At 71.9% G+C, this 17,650-nt stretch carries 17 protein-coding genes; 2 read left to right on the top strand and 15 right to left on the bottom strand.

Annotation, left to right across the window (positions count from 1 at the left end):
* Nucleotides 1-70: 70 nt before the first annotated feature.
* The 6 genes from ASG49_RS03030 to ASG49_RS03005 form a co-directional block, all read right to left on the bottom strand.
* Nucleotides 71-850: an alpha/beta fold hydrolase gene (locus ASG49_RS03030; RefSeq protein ID WP_056536900.1), complete on the bottom strand. Its 780-nt coding sequence runs from the start codon at nt 848-850 to the stop codon at nt 71-73.
* A 25-nt stretch (nt 851-875) separates the two neighbouring features.
* Nucleotides 876-1,091, bottom strand: a complete 216-nt coding sequence (locus ASG49_RS03025) for a hypothetical protein (protein WP_056536897.1) — start codon at nt 1,089-1,091, stop codon at nt 876-878.
* A gap of 89 nt (nt 1,092-1,180) precedes the next feature.
* A complete protein-coding gene (locus tag ASG49_RS03020; protein WP_056536894.1) occupies nt 1,181-1,966 on the bottom strand; it encodes a hypothetical protein in 786 nt (261 codons plus the stop codon).
* 37 nt (nt 1,967-2,003) lie between these two features.
* Nucleotides 2,004-2,969 carry a YafY family protein gene (locus ASG49_RS03015; RefSeq protein WP_056536891.1) on the bottom strand — a complete coding sequence of 322 codons (966 nt, stop codon included), beginning with the start codon at nt 2,967-2,969 and terminating at the stop codon, nt 2,004-2,006.
* Nucleotides 2,970-3,018: 49 nt separating this feature from the next.
* Complete coding sequence (locus ASG49_RS03010; RefSeq protein ID WP_056536888.1) at nt 3,019-4,809, bottom strand: 3-hydroxyacyl-CoA dehydrogenase family protein; 1,791 nt, start codon at nt 4,807-4,809, stop codon at nt 3,019-3,021.
* A 60-nt stretch (nt 4,810-4,869) separates the two neighbouring features.
* Nucleotides 4,870-5,799 carry an FAD-dependent oxidoreductase gene (locus ASG49_RS03005; RefSeq protein WP_056536885.1) on the bottom strand — a complete coding sequence of 310 codons (930 nt, stop codon included), beginning with the start codon at nt 5,797-5,799 and terminating at the stop codon, nt 4,870-4,872.
* A gap of 31 nt (nt 5,800-5,830) precedes the next feature.
* On the opposite strand from ASG49_RS03005, the gene nucS reads away from it, so the two are divergent.
* On the top strand, nt 5,831-6,514 hold the full coding sequence (gene nucS, locus ASG49_RS03000) for an endonuclease NucS (protein WP_056536883.1): 684 nt from the start codon (nt 5,831-5,833) through the stop codon (nt 6,512-6,514).
* Nucleotides 6,515-6,558: 44 nt separating this feature from the next.
* On the opposite strand, the gene ASG49_RS02995 is transcribed toward nucS, so the two are convergent.
* The 4 genes from ASG49_RS02995 to murA all read right to left on the bottom strand — a co-directional run bounded on the left by ASG49_RS02995 (nt 6,559) and on the right by murA (nt 11,984).
* A complete protein-coding gene (locus ASG49_RS02995) occupies nt 6,559-8,013 on the bottom strand; it encodes a PAS domain S-box protein (protein ID WP_056536880.1) in 1,455 nt (484 codons plus the stop codon).
* Nucleotides 8,014-8,151: 138 nt separating this feature from the next.
* Entirely contained in the window at nt 8,152-10,179 is a 2,028-nt protein-coding gene (locus ASG49_RS02990; protein WP_056536878.1) for a protein meaA, read from the bottom strand.
* Nucleotides 10,180-10,246: 67 nt separating this feature from the next.
* Entirely contained in the window at nt 10,247-10,543 is a 297-nt protein-coding gene (locus ASG49_RS18840) for an STAS domain-containing protein (RefSeq protein ID WP_162244488.1), read from the bottom strand.
* A 133-nt stretch (nt 10,544-10,676) separates the two neighbouring features.
* Complete coding sequence (gene murA, locus ASG49_RS02980) at nt 10,677-11,984, bottom strand: UDP-N-acetylglucosamine 1-carboxyvinyltransferase (protein WP_056536875.1); 1,308 nt, start codon at nt 11,982-11,984, stop codon at nt 10,677-10,679.
* A gap of 51 nt (nt 11,985-12,035) precedes the next feature.
* Between murA and ASG49_RS02975 the strand changes: the two genes are divergently transcribed.
* A complete protein-coding gene (locus ASG49_RS02975; RefSeq protein ID WP_056536872.1) occupies nt 12,036-12,635 on the top strand; it encodes a cob(I)yrinic acid a,c-diamide adenosyltransferase in 600 nt (199 codons plus the stop codon).
* Here the strand turns inward: ASG49_RS02975 and ASG49_RS02970 are convergent.
* The 5 genes from ASG49_RS02970 to atpA form a co-directional block, all read right to left on the bottom strand.
* Entirely contained in the window at nt 12,632-13,072 is a 441-nt protein-coding gene (locus ASG49_RS02970) for a DUF2550 domain-containing protein (protein WP_056536869.1), read from the bottom strand. The two genes, ASG49_RS02975 and ASG49_RS02970, sit on opposite strands and share 4 nt — an antisense overlap.
* A gap of 119 nt (nt 13,073-13,191) precedes the next feature.
* Nucleotides 13,192-13,587, bottom strand: a complete 396-nt coding sequence (locus ASG49_RS02965) for a F0F1 ATP synthase subunit epsilon (RefSeq protein ID WP_082533735.1) — start codon at nt 13,585-13,587, stop codon at nt 13,192-13,194.
* The gene (gene atpD / locus ASG49_RS02960) at nt 13,584-15,068 is read right to left on the bottom strand and encodes a F0F1 ATP synthase subunit beta (protein WP_246003347.1); all 1,485 of its coding nucleotides are present in this window, start codon (nt 15,066-15,068) and stop codon (nt 13,584-13,586) included. The genes ASG49_RS02965 and atpD overlap by 4 nt, the downstream gene beginning before the upstream one ends.
* The gene (locus ASG49_RS02955) at nt 15,061-16,002 is read right to left on the bottom strand and encodes a F0F1 ATP synthase subunit gamma (RefSeq protein WP_056536863.1); all 942 of its coding nucleotides are present in this window, start codon (nt 16,000-16,002) and stop codon (nt 15,061-15,063) included. Before ASG49_RS02955 ends, atpD begins: the two co-directional genes overlap by 8 nt.
* Before the next feature lie 6 nt (nt 16,003-16,008).
* Nucleotides 16,009-17,646, bottom strand: a complete 1,638-nt coding sequence (gene atpA / locus ASG49_RS02950; RefSeq protein ID WP_056536860.1) for a F0F1 ATP synthase subunit alpha — start codon at nt 17,644-17,646, stop codon at nt 16,009-16,011.
* Nucleotides 17,647-17,650: the final 4 nt, after the last annotated feature.

Genomic DNA, 17,650 nt, shown 5'->3' with positions numbered 1-17,650 from the left:
GACTGACGCACCCCACCGACGAGGGCCCGCGCACCGTGAGGTGCGCGGGCCCTCGTCGCGTCCGGGAGGCTCAGGGGGCGGTGAACCGCCGCAGCACCTCGACGAAGACGTCGGGCTTCTCCGAGTGCACCCAGTGGCCGGCACCCTTGACGGTCAGCCTGCGGTGGCGCGGGAACAGCGACTGCATCGCCTCGACGTGCGAGGCCTGGACGTAGCGTGACTCCGAGCCGCCGATCCACAGCACCGGACCGTCGTAGGTCAGCCCGGCCACCCGGTCGGCGGGCCAGCCGCTGATGGTGGCGAGGCTGGAGCCGAGCCCCTCGAGGTCCACCTGCCAACGCCAGGAGTCACCGTCGCGACGCAGGTTCTGCAGCAGGAAGTCGCGCACGGTGCGCGACGGCACGGCTGCCGTCAACGCCTCCTCGGCGTCGCTGCGGCGGTGGATCGAGGCGAGGTCGAGCCCCCGCATCGCCTCGACGTACGCCGCGAACTCGGTGCTCCCGCCGTAGTCGACCGGCGCGACGTCCACGACCACCAGCCGCGCGACCAGCTCGGGGTGCCGCACCGCGAGCACCATGGCGACCTTGCCGCCCATGGAGTGGCCGACCAGCGTGACCGGCTCGTCGGCGGGCAGCACCGCGGCGACCTGGTCGGCGAGGTCGAGGTAGTCGACCCGCTCGGGCCACGACGACCGGCCGTGGTGGGGCAGGTCGACCAGCATCGACCGGTGCTCGTCGGCCAGGGCCTTGGCGACCCCGGTCCAGTTGCGGCCCTGGCCGAACAGGCCGTGGCAGAAGACGAGCAGGGAGCCACTGTGGTCGCCACCGACCGTGGTGGTGTGCAGGGCCATGGGCCCATCCTGCCGCAGCCCAGGGTCAGGCCGACCAGCGCACGGACTCCTCGACCACGTCGGCGAAGGCGTGCACGCCGCGCAGGTCGGTGCGGTGGGACAGCAGGGTGCTGACGCCCTGCAGGTGGCGCACGGCGAGGTCGCGGGTGGCGCCCTCGCGGCGACGCTGCTCGGGGGTGGTGCCGGAGGACGTCGGGACAGCCAGGTCGTGGCGGTGCGGACGGTTCAGGGCGATGGTCATGGAAGAAGCGTGACGGAGCGAGGTCACCGGGAGGTTGACGCTCCGTTACGGCTGCGTCACCAGATTGGATCGTGCAAATGGACGCCGCTCTAGAAGTCGAAGCCGTCGAACATGTCGCCGACGCCGTCGAACATCCCGCCGATGCCGTCGCCGATCGAGCCGATGCCCTCCCCCAAGCCCTCGCCGATGGCCCCGATCCCGTCGCCGAGGCCGTCGAAGCCGCCGCCGAACATCATCCCCATGAACATGAAGTTCATCGGGCTGAAGCCGCCGAAGTAGCCCGCGGCGTACGGCTGGTAGGCGCGACCGCCCTGCCAGTAGGGCACCCGCTGCGAGCCGACCATCACCTTGCGGATGTCGGGCTCGGCGCCGACCTTGACGCGCTCGGCGTCCAGGGCGCAGGCCGGCACGTCGCGCAGCGCGCCGCCCGGCGGGGCGTAGGGCACGTCCTCGACCGAGAGACCGTGGCGGGGGTCGAAGAAGCACGGCGGGCGGCGGGTGGGCAGCGGCTCCCCCGCGACCCGGGCCCGGACGCACGCCATGGCGTAGCGCCCGTCCTCGAGGATCTCGGTGACGTGCTTGACCTGCTCGGGGGCGGTGATCGTGTCCGCGGCCTTCTTGGCGGCCTCGTAGGCGTCCAGCGCCCGCTGGTAGTCGGAGTTGGCGCCCGGGTCGAGCGGCGCCCCCGCCAGGTCGAGGTCGAGGTCCTGCAGCTCCACCCCCAGCGCCGTGACGTCCTCGAAGGCCAGCTGGCGCACCGGGGCCAGCTCGGCCTCCTTGCGCTCCAGCTCGCGACGCTTGTTGCGCTGCAGCACCCACCACAGGGCACCGGCGGCCAGCGCGAGCACGACGAGGAAGACCAGGGTGGTGGGCATGCCGCCAGCGTACGTCGGGCCCGGCGCCGGGCGACCGTCACGGACCGGCGGCCCCCGAGGGCCCGGCGGCCCGCAGCAGCCGGGCTGCGGTGTCGCGGAAGGAGTCCCGCAGCTCGGCCGGCTCGAGCACCTCGAGCTCGTGGCCCAGACCCAGCAGGAAGCCCACGAACCACAGCAGGTCCTCACCCCCGGCGGTCAGCAGGCACGCGTCGGGCCCGTCGGCCTCCAGCCGGCCCGTGGATGGGCTCACCTGCTCGGCCACGTCGGCGAGCGGGGCGTGGACCCGCACCCGGGCGACGTGGCGGTAGGGCGAGGCGGGGACCGCACGCTGCACGAACCCCGCGGGGTCCGGGTGCTCGCGCGGGGCGAAGCGCCACGTGGTCACCTCGAGGTCCTCGACGCGGTCGAGCCGGAAGGTGCGCCAGTCGTCGCGGTCGAGGTCGTAGGCCATGAGGTACCACCGCCGGCTGGTGGCCACGAGCCGGACCGGCTCGACCAGCCGTCGGCTCTCGGTGCCGTCGTGGGAGCGGTAGCCGAACCGCAGCCGCACCGTGTCGCGGCACGCCCGGGCGGTGCGCAGCAGCAGGTCGCCGTCGACCTGCACCCCGCCGCCGGTCAGCGTCTCGGTGGCGTCCTGGATCGCGCGCACCTCGCTGCGCAGCCGCGGCGGCATCACTTGGTCGAGCTTGGCCAGGGTGCGCACGGCCGCCTCGCTGGCGCCGGCCACGGTGCCCCCGGCCGCCAGCCGGAGCGAGACCGCGACGGCCACCGCCTCCTCGTCGGCGAGCAGCAGCGGCGGGAGCGCGCGGCCCGCGCCGAGCTGGTAGCCGCCGCCGGCCCCGTGGGCCGACCCGACCGGGTAGCCGAGCTCGCGCAGCCGCTCCACGTCGCGGCGGATGCTGCGGGTGGTGACGCCGAGCCGGTCGGCGAGCTCCGCGCCCGACCACACCGGCCGCGACTGCAGCAGCGCCAGCAGCGTCAGCACGCGCTCGGTGGTGTTCACGGACCCCACCCTGGCAGCCGCAGCGGACAGGTCCTGTCCGCGGCGGGCGTCAGCGGCTGCTGTAGTCCCGGAAGCCGCGCTTGGTCTTGCGGCCGAGGTAGCCGGCCGTGACGAGGTGCTCCAGCAGCGGGGCCGGGGCGAAGCCGGGCTCGCGGAACTCCAGGTAGAGCTCGCGCTGGATCGCCAGCGACACGTCGTTGCCGACCACGTCGAGCAGCTCGAAGGGGCCCATCGGCAGCGCGCAGCCCTGCTTCATCGCCGTGTCGATGTCGTCGGCGGTGGCGTAGTGCGCCTCGAGCATCCGGATGGCGTCGTTGAGGTAGGGGAAGAGCAGCGCGTTGACGATGAAGCCGGCACGGTCGCCGCAGGACACGGCCACCTTGCCGACCTTGGCGCACAGCGCGCTGACGGTCTCGGCGACGTCGTCGCTGGTGGCGACGGTGGAGACCACCTCGACCAGCTTCATGATCGGCGCCGGGTTGAAGAAGTGCATGCCGACGACGTCCTGCGGGCGGTCGGTGGCCGAGGCGCACTCGATGATCGGCAGCGAGGAGGTCGTGGTGGCCAGGATCGCGCCGGGCTTGCAGATCTCGTCGAGGTTCTCGAACAGCGTGGTCTTGACCTTGAGGTCCTCGGCGATCGCCTCGATCACGATGTCGACGTCGCCGAGGTCGTCGAGCGAGGTCGACCCGGTCAGCCGACCGAGCACCTCGGCCTTGGCCGACTCCTCGAGCTTGCCGCGCTGGATCGCCTTGTCGAGGGAGCGCTCGATCGTCGCCGAGACGCCGGCGACCTTGTCCTGGCTGCGGCCGACGTAGGTCACGGCGTACCCCGCCTTGGCCATCACCTCGACGATGCCGGTGGCCATCGTGCCGGTGCCGACCACGCCGACGCGCTGGATGTCGTGCTTGAGCTCGGGGGCGTCGTCGGCCGAGGGCGTGCGGTCGTCGGGCACGACGACCGGGGAGTCGGCGGCCTCGTAGGAGTAGAAGCCGCGGCCGGACTTGCGGCCCAGCAGGCCCGCGGTGACCATCTGCTTGAGGATGGGCGCCGGGGCGTGGAGCCGGTCGCGGCCCTGGCGGTACATCGTCTCCAGGATCTCGTACGCCGTGTCGAGGCCGATCAGGTCGAGCAGGGCCAGCGGCCCCATCGGGTAGCCGCAGCCGTAGCGCATCGCCGCGTCGATGTCCTCGCGGGAGGCGTAGCGGTTCTCGTACATCGACACCGCGTGGTTGAGGTAGCCGAACAGCAGGGTGTTGGCGATGAAGCCGGCCTTGTCGCCGCACACCACGGGGTTCTTGCCCAGGGTGCGGACCAGGTCGGAGACGTCCTCGACCACCGACGGCTCGGTGACGACCGTGCGGACCACCTCGACGAAGCCCTGCACCGGGGCGGGGTTGAAGAAGTGGACGCCGACGACCCGGCCCGGGCTGGCGTTGGCGGTCGAGATCTCGGTGACCGAGAGCGAGGAGGTGTTGGTGGCGAGCACCGCGGTGGGCTTCACGACCGCCTCGAGGTCGGCGAAGATCTGCTTCTTCACCGACAGCGACTCCACGACCGCCTCGACCACGAGGTCGGCGTCGGCGAGCCCGGAGAGCGAGGTCGCGAAGCTGACGCGGCCCAGCAGCTCGGCCTGCTCCGCCTCGGTGAGCTTGCCGCGCTTGACGGCGCGGGCAGTGGAGCTCTCGAGGTGCTGACGTCCCTTGGTGACCCCGTCGTCGTCGATCTCGACCCCGACGACGTCGTAGCCGTGCCGGGCGAAGACCTCCGCGATGCCGGCCCCCATGGTGCCGAGGCCGATGACGCCGATGGTCCTGAACTCACGTGTCCCGGTGCTCATGCCGGGCATCCTGCCACGGGTTACCGGCCGGTCAGGTGTGGGACCGGTCACGCGACGGGGTCACCCGGCGAGGCCGGCGACCAGCCCGGCGACCTCGTCCGCGCAGCCCCACGACAGCGTGACCCCGGCGCCGCCGTGGCCGTAGTTGTGCACCACCCGGCCCTCGACCTCCAGCCGCACCGACGGGCGCGCCGGTCGCAGGCCGACCCGGTGGGCCACCACGTGCCCGGACGCGAGCTCGGGCACCAGCCGGGTCGCCCGCTGCAGCACGGCGGTGGCGGTGCCGAGGTCCGGCGTACGGCTCCACTCGCCCTCCTCGGCGGTGCCGCCGACCACGACCACCTCGGAGCGCGGCACGACGTACGTCGGGCCGGCGGCGTCGAGCCACCAGCGGTCCAGCTCCACGCCCGCGAGGTGCACCACCTGGCCGCGGACCGGGCCGACGGTGCGGTCGGCGGACAGCAGCCGCGCGCCCATCCCGGCGCAGTTGACGACCACCTCGTCCTCGGCCGGGGGCGGCAGCGCGCCCAGGCTCATCCGGGTCACGGTGCCGCCGAGGCGCTCGACCCGGTCGCGCAGCCAGTCCAGGTGCACCGGCATGTCGACGACCGGCGCGGCGAAGGACCACGCGTCGGCGTACCCCTGCGGTGCGGCGACGCGGTCCAGCCGGGGCACGGCGTCGACCCACCACGGGTCGGCCGCGGCCGCGGCGTGCACCTCGGTGCCCGGCAGCACGCGCACCCCGCTGCCCGGCTCGTCGACGAGCGCTGCCAGCGCGGCGTACGTCGTGGCGCCCCAGGCGGTGACGCGCTCCTGGGGCAGCGCGCGGTAGGGGTACCAGAGCGCGGCGGCGACCACCGAGGTCGTCTCGCGGGGCAGGTCACGGGCCAGCACGTCGACGCGGTGGCCCGCCTCGAGGAGCCGGACGGCGGTGGTCAGGCCGACCACGCCGGCGCCCACGACCACCACCCGCGCGACCGGTGTCCCCATGGGCCCAGCATCGCAGGTAGATTCACCGGCCGTGAGGATCGTCGTCGCGAGGTGCCAGGTCGACTACGCGGGACGGCTCACCGCCCACCTGCCGATGGCGACGCGGGTGCTGATGCTCAAGTCCGACGGATCGGTGCTGGTGCACTCCGACGGCGGCTCCTACAAGCCGCTGAACTGGATGAGCCCCCCGTGCACCGTCAAGGAGGGCCTCTCCGAGGACGGCCAGGTCGAGTGGCTGGTCGAGGCCAAGAGCGGCGACTCGCTGCGGATCCTGGTCGAGGAGGTCGTCGCGGACTCCACCCACGACCTCGGCATCGACCCCGGCCTGCAGAAGGACGGCGTGGAGAAGCACCTGCAGGAGCTGCTGGCCGAGCACCCCGCGACCCTGTCCGAGGGCCTGACGCTCGTGCGCCGCGAGTTCCCCACCGCGATCGGCCCGGTCGACCTGATGTGTCGCGACGCGGGTGGTCTCTCGGTGGCCGTGGAGATCAAGCGCCGGGGCGAGATCGACGGCGTCGAGCAGCTGACCCGCTACCTCGAGCTGCTCAACCGCGACCCGGCGCTGACCCGCCTCGGCGCCGTGCGGGGCATCTTCGCCGCCCAGGAGATCAAGCCCCAGGCCCGCGTGCTCGCCACCGACCGCGGCATCGCCTGCGCCACCGTCGACTACGACGCCCTGCGCGGCATGGACGACCCGAGCCAGCGGCTCTTCTAGGGGTCGGTCCTCGCCTCGGACGGTGGCCCGCCCGCCGGGACCGGTCAGTCCTCGCCGCGCCGCAGCGGGAACGTCATCCGGAAGGTCGTCCCCTCCGCGCCGCTGCGCACCACCTCGATGGTGCCGGCGTGCGCCTCGACGATCGCGAGCGCGATGGTGAGGCCGAGGCCGGCACCCGGGGTCTGCTGGGCCACGGCGGTCGGGGCCCGGAAGAGCCGCTCGAACAGCTGGTCGGGGTCCTCCTCCCCGATCCCCACCCCGGTGTCGACGACGTCGATCTGGGCCTGGCCGCGCCCGGGGCGCAGCACCACGCGGACCGAGCCGCCGGCGGGGGTGAACTTGATGGCGTTGGAGAGCAGGTTGTCCATCGCCTGGCCCAGCCGGTCGCGGTCGCCGTACATCGCCACGGCGTTGCCGGGGGTCTCCAGCGACAGGTGGAGCTGCGCCTCCTCGGCGCGGGGACGCCCGGCCTCCACGGCCTCGCGCACGACCCGCTCGAGGTCGATCTCGGCGGTCCGGATGGCCAGGCCCGACTCCTCGATCGCGACCAGGGTCAGCAGGTCGTCGACCAGGCGCAGCTCGCGCTCGGCGCTGCGCATGATGACGGAGAGGAACCGGCGCCCCTGCGGGCTGAGGTCCTCCAGGTCGGTCATCAGCTCGCCGTAGCCGATCATCGAGGTCAGCGGGGTCCGCAGCTCGTGGGAGACGGTCGCGAAGAACTCGTCCTTGACGCGGTCGTTCTCCTCCTGCAGCCGGCGACGCTCGGAGATGTCGCGCACCGCGGCCGAGACCAGCAGGCCGTCCTCGGTCTCCAGCGGCGACAGGGTGACCTCGACGGGGAACTCGGTGCCGTCCTTGCGCCGGGCGTGCAGGTCGCCGGCCAGGCCCATCGGCCGGGTGCGGGGCTCGCTGACGTAGCCGTTGCGGAAGGCCATGTGCATGCCGGAGTAGCGGTCGGGGACGAGGATCTCCACGGGCTCGCCCACCAGCTCGGCGCGGTGGTAGCCGAACATCTGCTCCACCTGGGCGTTGACGAGGGTGATGATGCCGTCGCGGTTGACGATCACCATGCCGTCGGGCGCGGCCTCGAGGAGGCCGCGGAAGAGCTTGGTCTGCTGGTACTTGTCGGTGGAGTCGCGCATCCCGACCGAGACGTAGGGGCCGCGGTCGGTCTGCACGGGGCCCAGCGCGAGGTCGACCCGGTGGGCGCCGCCCATGGCGTCGGTGACCTGGCACGACCGCACCGTCACCTCGACGCCGTTGTCGACGACCGCGCTCACCGCGGCGGCCTGGAACAGGTGCATCGACGCCCGACCGAAGTCCTGCACCCGGCGTCCGACGAGGGCCTCGGCCGGCAGCGCCAGCAGCTCGCCCGCGTGCCCGTTGGCGAGCACCACGACCCCCTCGACGTCGACGAGCACCGTCGCCTCGTCGGCCGTGAGCACGGTGTCGGCGAGCAGGCCGTAGTGCCAGGGCTCCTGCTCGTGCAGCTGCTGCATCGGGGGCGATCCGCCTCGGTCTCAAGCGTGGTGCGACCGGCCTCCTGGTCGCTCCATCCGTCCGCCTCGCACAGTACGACGTCGTGGGGCGCGTGTGACGACGTACGACTCGGCGGGCGGCTTTTTGGCGCGCTGGAACTAGACCAGTTGGTGGGCCGCCCGGATCGCGTCGACGATGCCACCCATGGCCTGGGTGAGGCTGAAGTCCTTGGGCGTGAACACCGCGGCGACGCCGAGCTCCTTCAGGGCGCGGGCGTCGCGGTCGGGGATGATCCCGCCCACGATCACGGGCACGTCGTCCAGACCGGCGTCGCGCATCTGGTCGAGCACGTCCGGCACGAGCTCCATGTGGGACCCCGACAGGATCGAGAGGCCCACGCAGTGGACGTCCTCGGCGACGGCGGCCGCCACGATCTGGGCCGGGGTGAGCCGGATGCCCTGGTAGACGACCTCGAAGCCCGCGTCGCGCGCCCGGACCGCGACCTGCTCGGCGCCGTTGGAGTGGCCGTCCAGTCCGGGCTTGCCCACCAGCAGCCGCAGCCGGCCGCCGAGCTCCTCGGAGGTGGACCGCACCCGCTCGCGCACCGCCGTCAGCTCGGCCCCGGCGTCGGCGACGCCGACCGCCCCGGACACCCCGGTCGGGGCGCGGAACTCGCCGAACACCTCGCGCAGCGTGCCGGCCCACTCCCCCGTCGTCGCGCCGGCACGGGCTGCCACCAGGGTGGCGGACATCAGGTTGGCGTCGGTCTTGGCGGCCGCGGCCAGCTCGACCAGCGCCCGGTCGACGGCGTCCTGGTCACGCTCGCTGCGCCACTGCTCGAGGCCGGCGAGGGCCGACCGCTCGGCCTCGGGGTCGGCCGCCTGGATCGCGCCGTCGAGGTCGGCCGTCAGCGGCGACTCCGCGGTGGTCTCGAAGCGGTTCACGCCGACGACCACCTCCTCGCCGCTCTCGATGCGACCGCGGCGGGCGGCGTGGCTGCTGACCAGCGCCTGCTTCATGTAGCCGGACTCCACCGCGGCGACGGCACCGCCGAGCGCCTGCACCCGGTCCATCTCGGCGCGGGCGTCGCCCACGAGCTGGGCGACCTTGGCCTCGACGACGTGGCTGCCCTCGAAGAGGTCGTCGTACTCCAGCAGGTCGGACTCGAAGGCGAGCACCTGCTGCAGCCGCAGCGACCACTGCTGGTCCCACGGGCGGGGCAGGCCGAGCGCCTCGTTCCAGGCGGGCAGCTGCACGGCCCGGGCGCGGGCCCCCTTGGACAGGGTGACGCCGAGCATCTCGAGCACGATCCGCTGCACGTTGTTCTCCGGCTGCGCCTCGGTCAGCCCCAGGGAGTTGACCTGCACGCCGTAGCGGAAGCGGCGCATCTTCTCGTCGGTGACGCCGTAGCGCTCGCGGGTGATCTCGTCCCACAGCTGCACGAAGGCGCGCATCTTGCACATCTCCTCGACGAACCGCACGCCCGCGTTGACGAAGAAGGAGATCCGGCCCACGACCCTGCCGAAGTCGTCCTCGGTGACCTGCCCGGAGTCACGGACCGCGTCGAGGACGGCGATGGCGGTGCACAGCGCATAGGCCAGCTCCTGCGTCGGCGTCGCGCCGGCCTCCTGCAGGTGGTAGCTGCAGATGTTGATCGGGTTCCACTTCGGGATCTCGTGGACGGTGTAGGCGATCACGTCGGCGATCAGCCGCAGCGAGTGCTCGGGCGGGAAGACGTAGGTCCCGCGGGAGAGGTACTCCTTGATGATGTCGTTCTGGGTGGTGCCGGCGAGCTGGGCCGCGACCTCGGTCGGGTCGAGGTCGGGGTTCTGCTCCTCGGCCACGACCTGGTAGAGCGCCAGCAGCCACATCGCGGTGGCGTTGATCGTCATCGAGGTGTTCATCCCGGTGAGCGGGATGTCCTCGAACAGCCGCCGCATCTCGCCGAGGTGCGGCACCGGCACGCCGACCTTGCCGACCTCGCCGCGGGCCAGCGGGCTGTCGGGGTCGTAGCCGGTCTGCGTGGGCAGGTCGAAGGCCACCGAGAGGCCGGTCTGCCCCTTGGAGAGGTTGTTGCGGTAGAGCTTGTTGGACTCCGCGGCCGAGCTGTGGCCGGCGTAGGTCCGCATCACCCAGGGGCGGTCCTTCTCGGGCCGGGGGGTCGGCTGCGACGGGGTCTGGCTCATGGGCCGAGGTTAGGCCCGATGGCTACCGCCGGGTAAGGGATGTGCAGTGCGTCACACGCGGGACATCTCACACGGCTCGGACCGGCGTCTCGAAGCGGTGCGGCGGCTCGACGGCCAGCAGGGCGCGCAGGTGCGAGAGGTGCAGCAGCCGACGTACGCCGCTGTTGCAGCCCCGCAGCACGACCCGCCGGCCCTGGCGCTGGGCGCTCCGGCTGGCCACCGCCAGCAGCTTGAGCGTGGTGACGTCGACCGAGTCGACGTCGGCGAGGTCGACGACCACCGTGTCGTGGCCCTCCGCCAGCGCGTCGTACACCAGCGCGCGCAGCGTCGCGGTGCAGCGCACGTCGAGCGTGCCGCCCAGCACGACTGTGCTCCCGTTCCTGGAGTGCTCCACGAGCACCACCCCCTGCCTACCCCTTCCCAGTCTCGACGCACGACACACCCCGGAGGTTCCGTGACGCGCCCGAGGAGCCGGGCTGGCGGGGATCCGCCCGACCTCAGTCGTCGTCGACGCGGCTGACGTCCGCGCCGACGGCGGCGAGCGTCTCGGCGAAGCGGGGGTAGCCGCGGTCGACGTGGTGGCCCTCGGCCACCAGGGTGGTGCCCTGCGAGGCCAGCCCTGCGAGCACCAGCGCCGCACCGGCGCGGATGTCGTGCGCCACGACCGGGGCGCCGGAGAGCAGCGGCGTGCCACGCACCACCGCGTGGTGGCCGTCGGTGCGCAGGTCCGCCCCGAGCCGGGCCAGCTCCTGGGCGAACATGAACCGCGCCTCGAAGACGTTCTCGGTGATCATCGCGGTGCCCTCGGAGACGGCGGCGAGCGCCATGGCGAAGGGCTGCAGGTCGGTGGGGAACCCCGGGTAGGGCAGCGTCACCACGTCGAAGGCCCGCAGCCGGCGCTCGCAGCGCACCGTGAAGCCGTCGTCCTCGACGTCGAGCTCGAGCCCGGCCGCCACCAGCTTGTCGAGCACCAGGTCGAGGTGCTCGGCCACGCCGGCGGCGACGCGCAGCTCGCCCCCGGCGATCGCGGTGGCGAAGACCCAGGTGCCGGTGACGATCCGGTCGGTGACGGTGCGGTGCTCCACGGGGGCGAGCCGGTCGACGCCCTCGACCTCCAGCGTCGGGCTGCCGACGCCGTCGATGCGGGCCCCCATGGCCTGGAGCATCCGGCAGAGGTCGACGATCTCGGGCTCGCGGGCGACGTTGTCGATGACGGTGCGGCCCTGCGCCAGCACGGCGGCCATCAGCAGGTTCTCGGTGGCCCCCACCGAGGGGAAGTCCAGCGCGATCTCGGCGCCGACCAGGCGCGGCCCGGCCACCTCGGCGACGACCTGGCCGTGCTCGATGCGCACCGACGCCCCGAGCGCCTCGAGCCCGCGGATGTGCATGTCGAGGCCACGCGAGCCGATCGCGTCGCCGCCGGGCAGCGCGACGCTGGCGCGGTGGCACCGGGCGGTGAGCGGGCCCAGCACCGCGATCGAGGCCCGGAGCCGGCGTACGAGCTCGTAGGGCGCCTCGGGCTGCAGCTCCTCGGGCACGTCGACCACCGCGCGGCCGGCGGTGGAGGTGGCGGGGTCGGCGGGCTCGGGATAGGTGATCTCGACGGTGCAGCCCAACCGCTCCAGCAGGTCGCCCATCACGGCGACGTCGAGGATGCGCGGGACGTTGTGGACGACCGAGCGTCCCGGCGCGAGCAGGGTGGCCGCGAGCAGCTTGAGCGCGGAGTTCTTGGCTCCCCCGACCTCGACGGTGCCGGCCAGGGGTCGGGTGAAGGGACCCTCGGACACCACCCGGAAGCTCCCCATACCGGGAGGCTAACGGAGCGGTCGGGCACGGCCCCTCTCTAGGGTGGGGCCATGGTGAACCTCACGCGCATCTACACCCGGACCGGGGACGACGGCAGCACGCGCCTGGGGGACATGAGCGAGACGAGCAAGACCGACCCGCGGCTGCAGGCCTACGCCGACGTCGACGAGGCCAACGCCCACCTCGGCGTGGCCCTGACGGCGGGGGGTCTCGACGACGACGTCGTGCGCGTCCTGACCCACGTGCAGAACGACCTCTTCGACGTCGGGGCCGACTTCTGCACCCCGGTCGTGCCCGACCCGGAGTACCCCCCGCTGCGCATCGAGGCCGACTACGTCGACCGCCTCGAGGCGTGGTGCGACGAGTACAACGAGCACCTGCCCAAGCTGCGGTCCTTCATCCTCAACGGGGGTACGCCGGGAGCAGCCCACCTGCACGTCGCCCGCACCGTGTGCCGCCGCGCCGAGCGGTCGGCCTGGGCGGCGTGGGAGCACCACGCCGACTCGATGAACGTCCTGGCGATCCGCTACCTCAACCGGCTCTCGGACCTGCTGTTCATCCTGGCCCGCCACGCCAACCGCGAGCTGGGTGACGTGCTGTGGGTGCCCGGAGGTGAGCGCGGGGTCTCCGCGCCCGAGGACCGGGGCTAGCGCGAGGGCCGTGAGCCCGGCGGACCGGCCTCGAGCCAGGACTGCAGGCCGGTGAGCGACTGCGGGCTCATCGCGAGCTCGACCTCCCCCGCCGGTGTGGAGCAGTGCACGACGAGGTGGCCGGAGTACAGCGCGTAGCCCTCCTCCTCGTCGGTCTCGCGCTGCGAGTCCAGCGTCAGGTCGTTGCGGCCCCAGGTGCGGCGCGGCCGCGGCAGCGGCGAGAAGATCCGGAACCACTCCAGGTGGTCGTCGCGGTAGCGGCCCAGCCCGAGCGCCCAACCGCGCCCGGCGGGCTGGCGGGGGTCACGGACGCTGAGCTCGAAGGTCCCGCCGTGACGGGCGAGCACCCGCCGGCGTACGACGAGCACGACGCCCAGGGCGAGCACGAGCAGCAGCAGTGCGCCGACGACGTCGAGCAGCACGAGCCACCACGCCATCCGATCCTCGTTCCGCCGCCGTCGGTTGTGGCGCTCAGCGTAGGAGACGCGGGGAAACGACGAGGGGCCGCCCCGGTTCCCCGGGGCGACCCCTCGTCGCGTGCGTGCTGGCTAGCTGGTCAGGACGCCTGTTCCACGGCCCGGATCCGGGCCTCGAGGCGGCGTACCTCGGCCTGCGCGTCGTCCTCGTTCTCGCCGGACTGCTTGGCCCGCTCGAGGTCGTTGCGCGCCTGCTCCAGGTCGATCTCGTGCGACATCTCGGCCCGCTCGGACAGGATCGAGACGCGGTTGTGGGCGACCGAGAGGAAGCCCGCGTCCACGGCCGCGACCCAGGTCTCGCCGTCGGTGGTCTGGATGTCGACGACGCCGTCCACCATGAGCGAGAGCAGCGGTGCGTGGTGCGGCAGGATGCCGACGTCGCCCTCGGTGGTGCGGGCGATGACGCGCGTCGCGTCGCCGGACCACACCAGGCGGTCCGCAGCGACGAGCTCGACGCGGATCGCGTCGTCGGTCACGACGACTCCCCGGTCTTGCCCTGGATCTCCGCCCACTTCTTCTCGACGTCGTCCAGGCCACCGCACATGAAGAAGGCCTGCTCGGCGACGTGGTCGTACTCGCCGTCGGCGATCTTGTTGAAGGCCTCGATCGTATCGGCCACGGGGACCGTCGAGCCCTCGATGCCGGTGAACTGCTTGGCGACGTAGGTGTTCTGCGACAGGAACCGCTGGATGCGACGGGCCCGCGAGACGATGACCTTGTCCTCCTCGGACAGCTCGTCGACACCGAGGATCGCGATGATGTCCTGGAGCTCCTTGTTGCGCTGCAGGATCTGCTTGATCCGGATGGCGCAGTCGTAGTGCGCCTGGCCGATGTACTGCGCGTCGAGGATCCGCGAGGTCGAGGTCAGCGGGTCCACGGCCGGGTAGATGCCCAGCGAGGCGATCTCGCGGGACAGCTCGGTCGTGGCGTCGAGGTGCGCGAACGTCGTGGCCGGGGCCGGGTCGGTGTAGTCGTCGGCCGGGACGTAGATCGCCTGCATCGAGGTGATCGAGTGACCACGCGTGGAGGTGATGCGCTCCTGGAGCTGACCCATCTCGTCGGCCAGGTTGGGCTGGTAGCCCACGGCGGAGGGCATCCGGCCCAGCAGGGTCGACACCTCCGAGCCGGCCTGGGTGAACCGGAAGATGTTGTCGATGAAGAGCAGCACGTCCTGGTTCTGCACGTCGCGGAAGTACTCCGCCATCGTCAGCGCGGACAGCGCGACCCGCAGGCGGGTGCCCGGCGGCTCGTCCATCTGGCCGAAGACGAGGGCGGTCTGGCCGATGACGCCGGCCTCCTCCATCTCGACGATGAGGTCGTTGCCCTCACGGGTGCGCTCGCCGACACCGGCGAACACCGAGACGCCACCGTGGTCCTTGGCGACGCGGGCGATCATCTCCTGGATCAGCACGGTCTTGCCGACGCCGGCACCACCGAACAGACCGATCTTGCCGCCCTGGACGTAGGGGGTGAGCAGGTCGATGACCTTGATGCCGGTCTCGAACATCTGGGTCTTGGACTCGAGCTGGTCGAAGGCCGGGGCCTGGCGGTGGATGCCCCACCGCTCCGTGACGTCGAGCTCCTCGCCCTCCTCGAGGTTGAGGCACTCGCCGAGGGCGTTGAAGACGTGGCCCTTGGTGACGTCGCCGACCGGCACCGAGATCGGGTTGCCGGTGTCGCGCACCTGGGCACCGCGGACGAGGCCGTCGGTGGGCTGGAGCGAGACGGCGCGGACCATGCCGTCGCCGATGTGGAGCGCGACCTCCATGGAGAGGATGCGCTTCTCGCCGCTCAGGTCGAGCTCGACCTCGAGCTTGTTGTACATCTCGGGCATCGCGTCGCTGGCGAACTCGACGTCGACGACCGGACCGGTGACGCGGGCGATGCGGCCCACCCCGCCCTGGTCCTTCTGGGTCTTGTGCTCATCAACAGTGGCAGTCATGGCTCTCTCACTCACTCCCGGCGTTCGCGTCGGCCAGCGCGTTGACGCCACCGACGATCTCGCTGATTTCCTGGGTAATGCCGGCCTGGCGGGCCTGGTTGGCGATTCGGGTGTACTTCTTGATCAGCTCGTCGGCGTTGTCCGTGGCCGACTTCATCGCCTTCTGGCGGGCGGCGAGCTCGGAGGCGGCCGCCTGCAGCAGGGCGAAGAAGATCCGGCTCTGGACGTAGCGCGGCAGCAGCCCGTCGAGCACCTCGGCCGGCGACGGCTCGAACTCGTAGAGCGGCAGCAGGTCGGCCTCCGCGGGCTTCTCCTCGCCCTCGACCACCTCGAGCGGCAGCAGCCGCACCGCGGTGGGCTCCTGCACCAGCATCGACCGGAAGCGCGTGTAGACCACGTGCACCTCGTCGACGCCCTCGGAGCCCTCGAGCGCCTTGCTCTCCTCGGGGTTCTCCGGGTCGTGCAGGAACGCCCCGATCAGCGCCTCGCCGATCTCGCGGGCCACCTCGTAGCTGGGCTGGTCGGAGTGGCCGGTCCAGGTCTTGACGACCGGACGGTTGCGGAACCGCAGGTAGCCCTCGCCCTTGCGTCCGGAGACGTAGAGCTCGACCTCCTTGCCCTCCTCGCGCAGCTTGGAGGACAGTCGCTCGGCCTCCTTGAGCACGCTCGAGGAGTAGGCGCCCGCCAGACCACGGTCGCTGGTCACGATGAGCACGGCGACCCGCTTGGGGTCCTCGGGCTCGGTGGTCAGCGGGTGGTCGACGTTGGAGAAGGTCGCGACGGCCGAGACCGCCCGCGTCAGCTCGCGGGCGTACGGCGCTGCCGCCTGCGCCCGCTGCTGCGCCTTGATGATGCGGGACGCAGCAATGAGCTCCATGGCGCGCGTGATCTTCTTCATCGACTCGGTCGACTTGATCCGCGCGCGGTACTCACGCAGCGAGAGGGCCATGTGGGATCAGCTCCGCTTCTGCTTGACGATCTGCTCCTGCTCGACGTCCTCGTCCTCCAGGGCCTCGGCCTCGGCTTCCTTGCCGGGCTTGATCGAGCCTCCGTCGGAGGTCTCGAACTGGTCCAGGAACGAGTCGTAGGCGCTCTTCAGGCCGTCCTCGTCCTCGAACTTCTGGCTCTCCCGGATGCCCGAGAGGATGCCGTCGTGCGAGCGGTGGAGGTAGTCGAGGAACTCCTGCTCGAAGCGCAGCACGTCCTCGGTGGGGACCCGGTCCAGGCTGCCCGAGGTGCCGAGCCACAGGGAGACGACCATGTTCTCCAGGGGGTACGGCGAGTAGGCGGGCTGCTTGAGCAGGGCCATGAGGCGCTGGCCGCGGTCGAGCTGCTGGCGCGAGGCCGCGTCGAGGTCGGAGGCGAACATCGCGAACGCCTCCATGGCGCGGAACTGCGCCAGGTCGACCTTGAGCGAGCCGGTGACGGCCTTCATGGCCTTGGTCATCGCGGCACCACCCACGCGCGAGACCGAGACGCCCACGTCGATGGCGGGGCGCTGGTTGGACGCGAACAGGTCGGACTGCAGGAAGATCTGGCCGTCGGTGATCGAGATGACGTTGGTCGGGATGAACGCCGAGACGTCGTTGGCCTTGGTCTCCACGATCGGCAGGCCGGTCATGGACCCGTGGCCGAGGTCGTCGGAGAGCTTGGCGCAACGCTCGAGCAGCCGGCTGTGCAGGTAGAACACGTCGCCGGGGAACGCCTCGCGGCCCGGCGGGCGGCGCAGCAGCAGCGACACGGCGCGGTAGGCGTCGGCCTGCTTGCTCAGGTCGTCGAAGATGATCAGGACGTGCTTGCCGTCGTACATCCAGTGCTGGCCGATGGCCGAGCCGGTGTAGGGGGCGAGGTACTTGAAGCCCGCGGAGTCGGAGGCGGGAGCGGCCACGATGGTGGTGTACTCCAGCGCGCCGGACTCCTCGAGGGCGCCACGCACCGAGGCGATGGTCGAGCCCTTCTGGCCGATCGCGACGTAGATGCAGCGGACCTGCTTGTCCGGGTCACCGGAGTCCCAGTTCTGCTTCTGGTTGATGATCGTGTCGATCGCGATGGTCGTCTTGCCCGTCGAGCGGTCGCCGATGATGAGCTGACGCTGGCCGCGGCCGATGGGGGTCAGGGCGTCGATCGCCTTGATGCCGGTGGCGAGCGGCTCGTGGACCGACTTGCGGGCCATCACGCCGGGGGCCTGCAGCTCGAGCGCGCGACGCTCGGTGGTCTCGATCTCGCCGAGGCCGTCGATGGGCTTGCCGAGGGGGTCCACCACGCGGCCCAGGAAGTTGTCGCCCACGGGGACCGAGAGGATCTCGCCGGTCCGGCTGACCTTCTGGCCCTCCTCGATGCCGTCGAACTCACCGAGGATGACGACGCCGATCTCCCGGGTGTCCAGGTTGAGCGCGAGGCCCAGGGTGCCGTTCTCGAACTCCAGCAGCTCGTTGGCCATGCAGGAGGGCAGGCCGGAGACACGGGCGATGCCGTCGCCGGCCTCCGCCACGATGCCGACCTCTTCCTTGCTGGCCGCCTCCGGCTGGTAGTCCGAGACGAAGCGCTGCAGTGCGTCCCGGATCTCCTCCGGACGGATCGAAAGGTCCGTCATTTCT

Origin of the sequence: Marmoricola sp. Leaf446, assembly GCF_001424755.1 — a bacterium.
In the GTDB taxonomy this organism is placed as follows: Bacteria; Actinomycetota; Actinomycetes; order Propionibacteriales; family Nocardioidaceae; genus Marmoricola.
The sequence above is the reverse complement of the archived record's forward strand: the minus strand, read 5'-3'. Positions and strand labels throughout refer to the sequence as shown.

Excerpts from the sequence above, each read along its gene's own strand:
- ASG49_RS03010 (WP_056536888.1), bottom strand. The coding sequence starts at position 4,809 with ATGAGCACCGGGACACGTGAGTTCAGGACCATCGGCGTCATCGGCCTC.
- ASG49_RS03005 (WP_056536885.1), bottom strand. The coding sequence starts at position 5,799 with ATGGGGACACCGGTCGCGCGGGTGGTGGTCGTGGGCGCCGGCGTGGTC.
- ASG49_RS02990 (WP_056536878.1), bottom strand. The coding sequence starts at position 10,179 with ATGAGCCAGACCCCGTCGCAGCCGACCCCCCGGCCCGAGAAGGACCGC.
- atpA (WP_056536860.1), bottom strand. The coding sequence starts at position 17,646 with ATGACGGACCTTTCGATCCGTCCGGAGGAGATCCGGGACGCACTGCAG.
- murA (WP_056536875.1), bottom strand. The coding sequence starts at position 11,984 with ATGGGGAGCTTCCGGGTGGTGTCCGAGGGTCCCTTCACCCGACCCCTG.
- ASG49_RS02955 (WP_056536863.1), bottom strand. The coding sequence starts at position 16,002 with ATGGCCCTCTCGCTGCGTGAGTACCGCGCGCGGATCAAGTCGACCGAG.
- ASG49_RS02995 (WP_056536880.1), bottom strand. The coding sequence starts at position 8,013 with ATGCAGCAGCTGCACGAGCAGGAGCCCTGGCACTACGGCCTGCTCGCC.
- ASG49_RS03020 (WP_056536894.1), bottom strand. The coding sequence starts at position 1,966 with ATGCCCACCACCCTGGTCTTCCTCGTCGTGCTCGCGCTGGCCGCCGGT.
- ASG49_RS02975 (WP_056536872.1), top strand. The coding sequence starts at position 12,036 with ATGGTGAACCTCACGCGCATCTACACCCGGACCGGGGACGACGGCAGC.
- ASG49_RS03025 (WP_056536897.1), bottom strand. The coding sequence starts at position 1,091 with ATGACCATCGCCCTGAACCGTCCGCACCGCCACGACCTGGCTGTCCCG.
- ASG49_RS03030 (WP_056536900.1), bottom strand. The coding sequence starts at position 850 with ATGGCCCTGCACACCACCACGGTCGGTGGCGACCACAGTGGCTCCCTG.
- ASG49_RS02970 (WP_056536869.1), bottom strand. The coding sequence starts at position 13,072 with ATGGCGTGGTGGCTCGTGCTGCTCGACGTCGTCGGCGCACTGCTGCTG.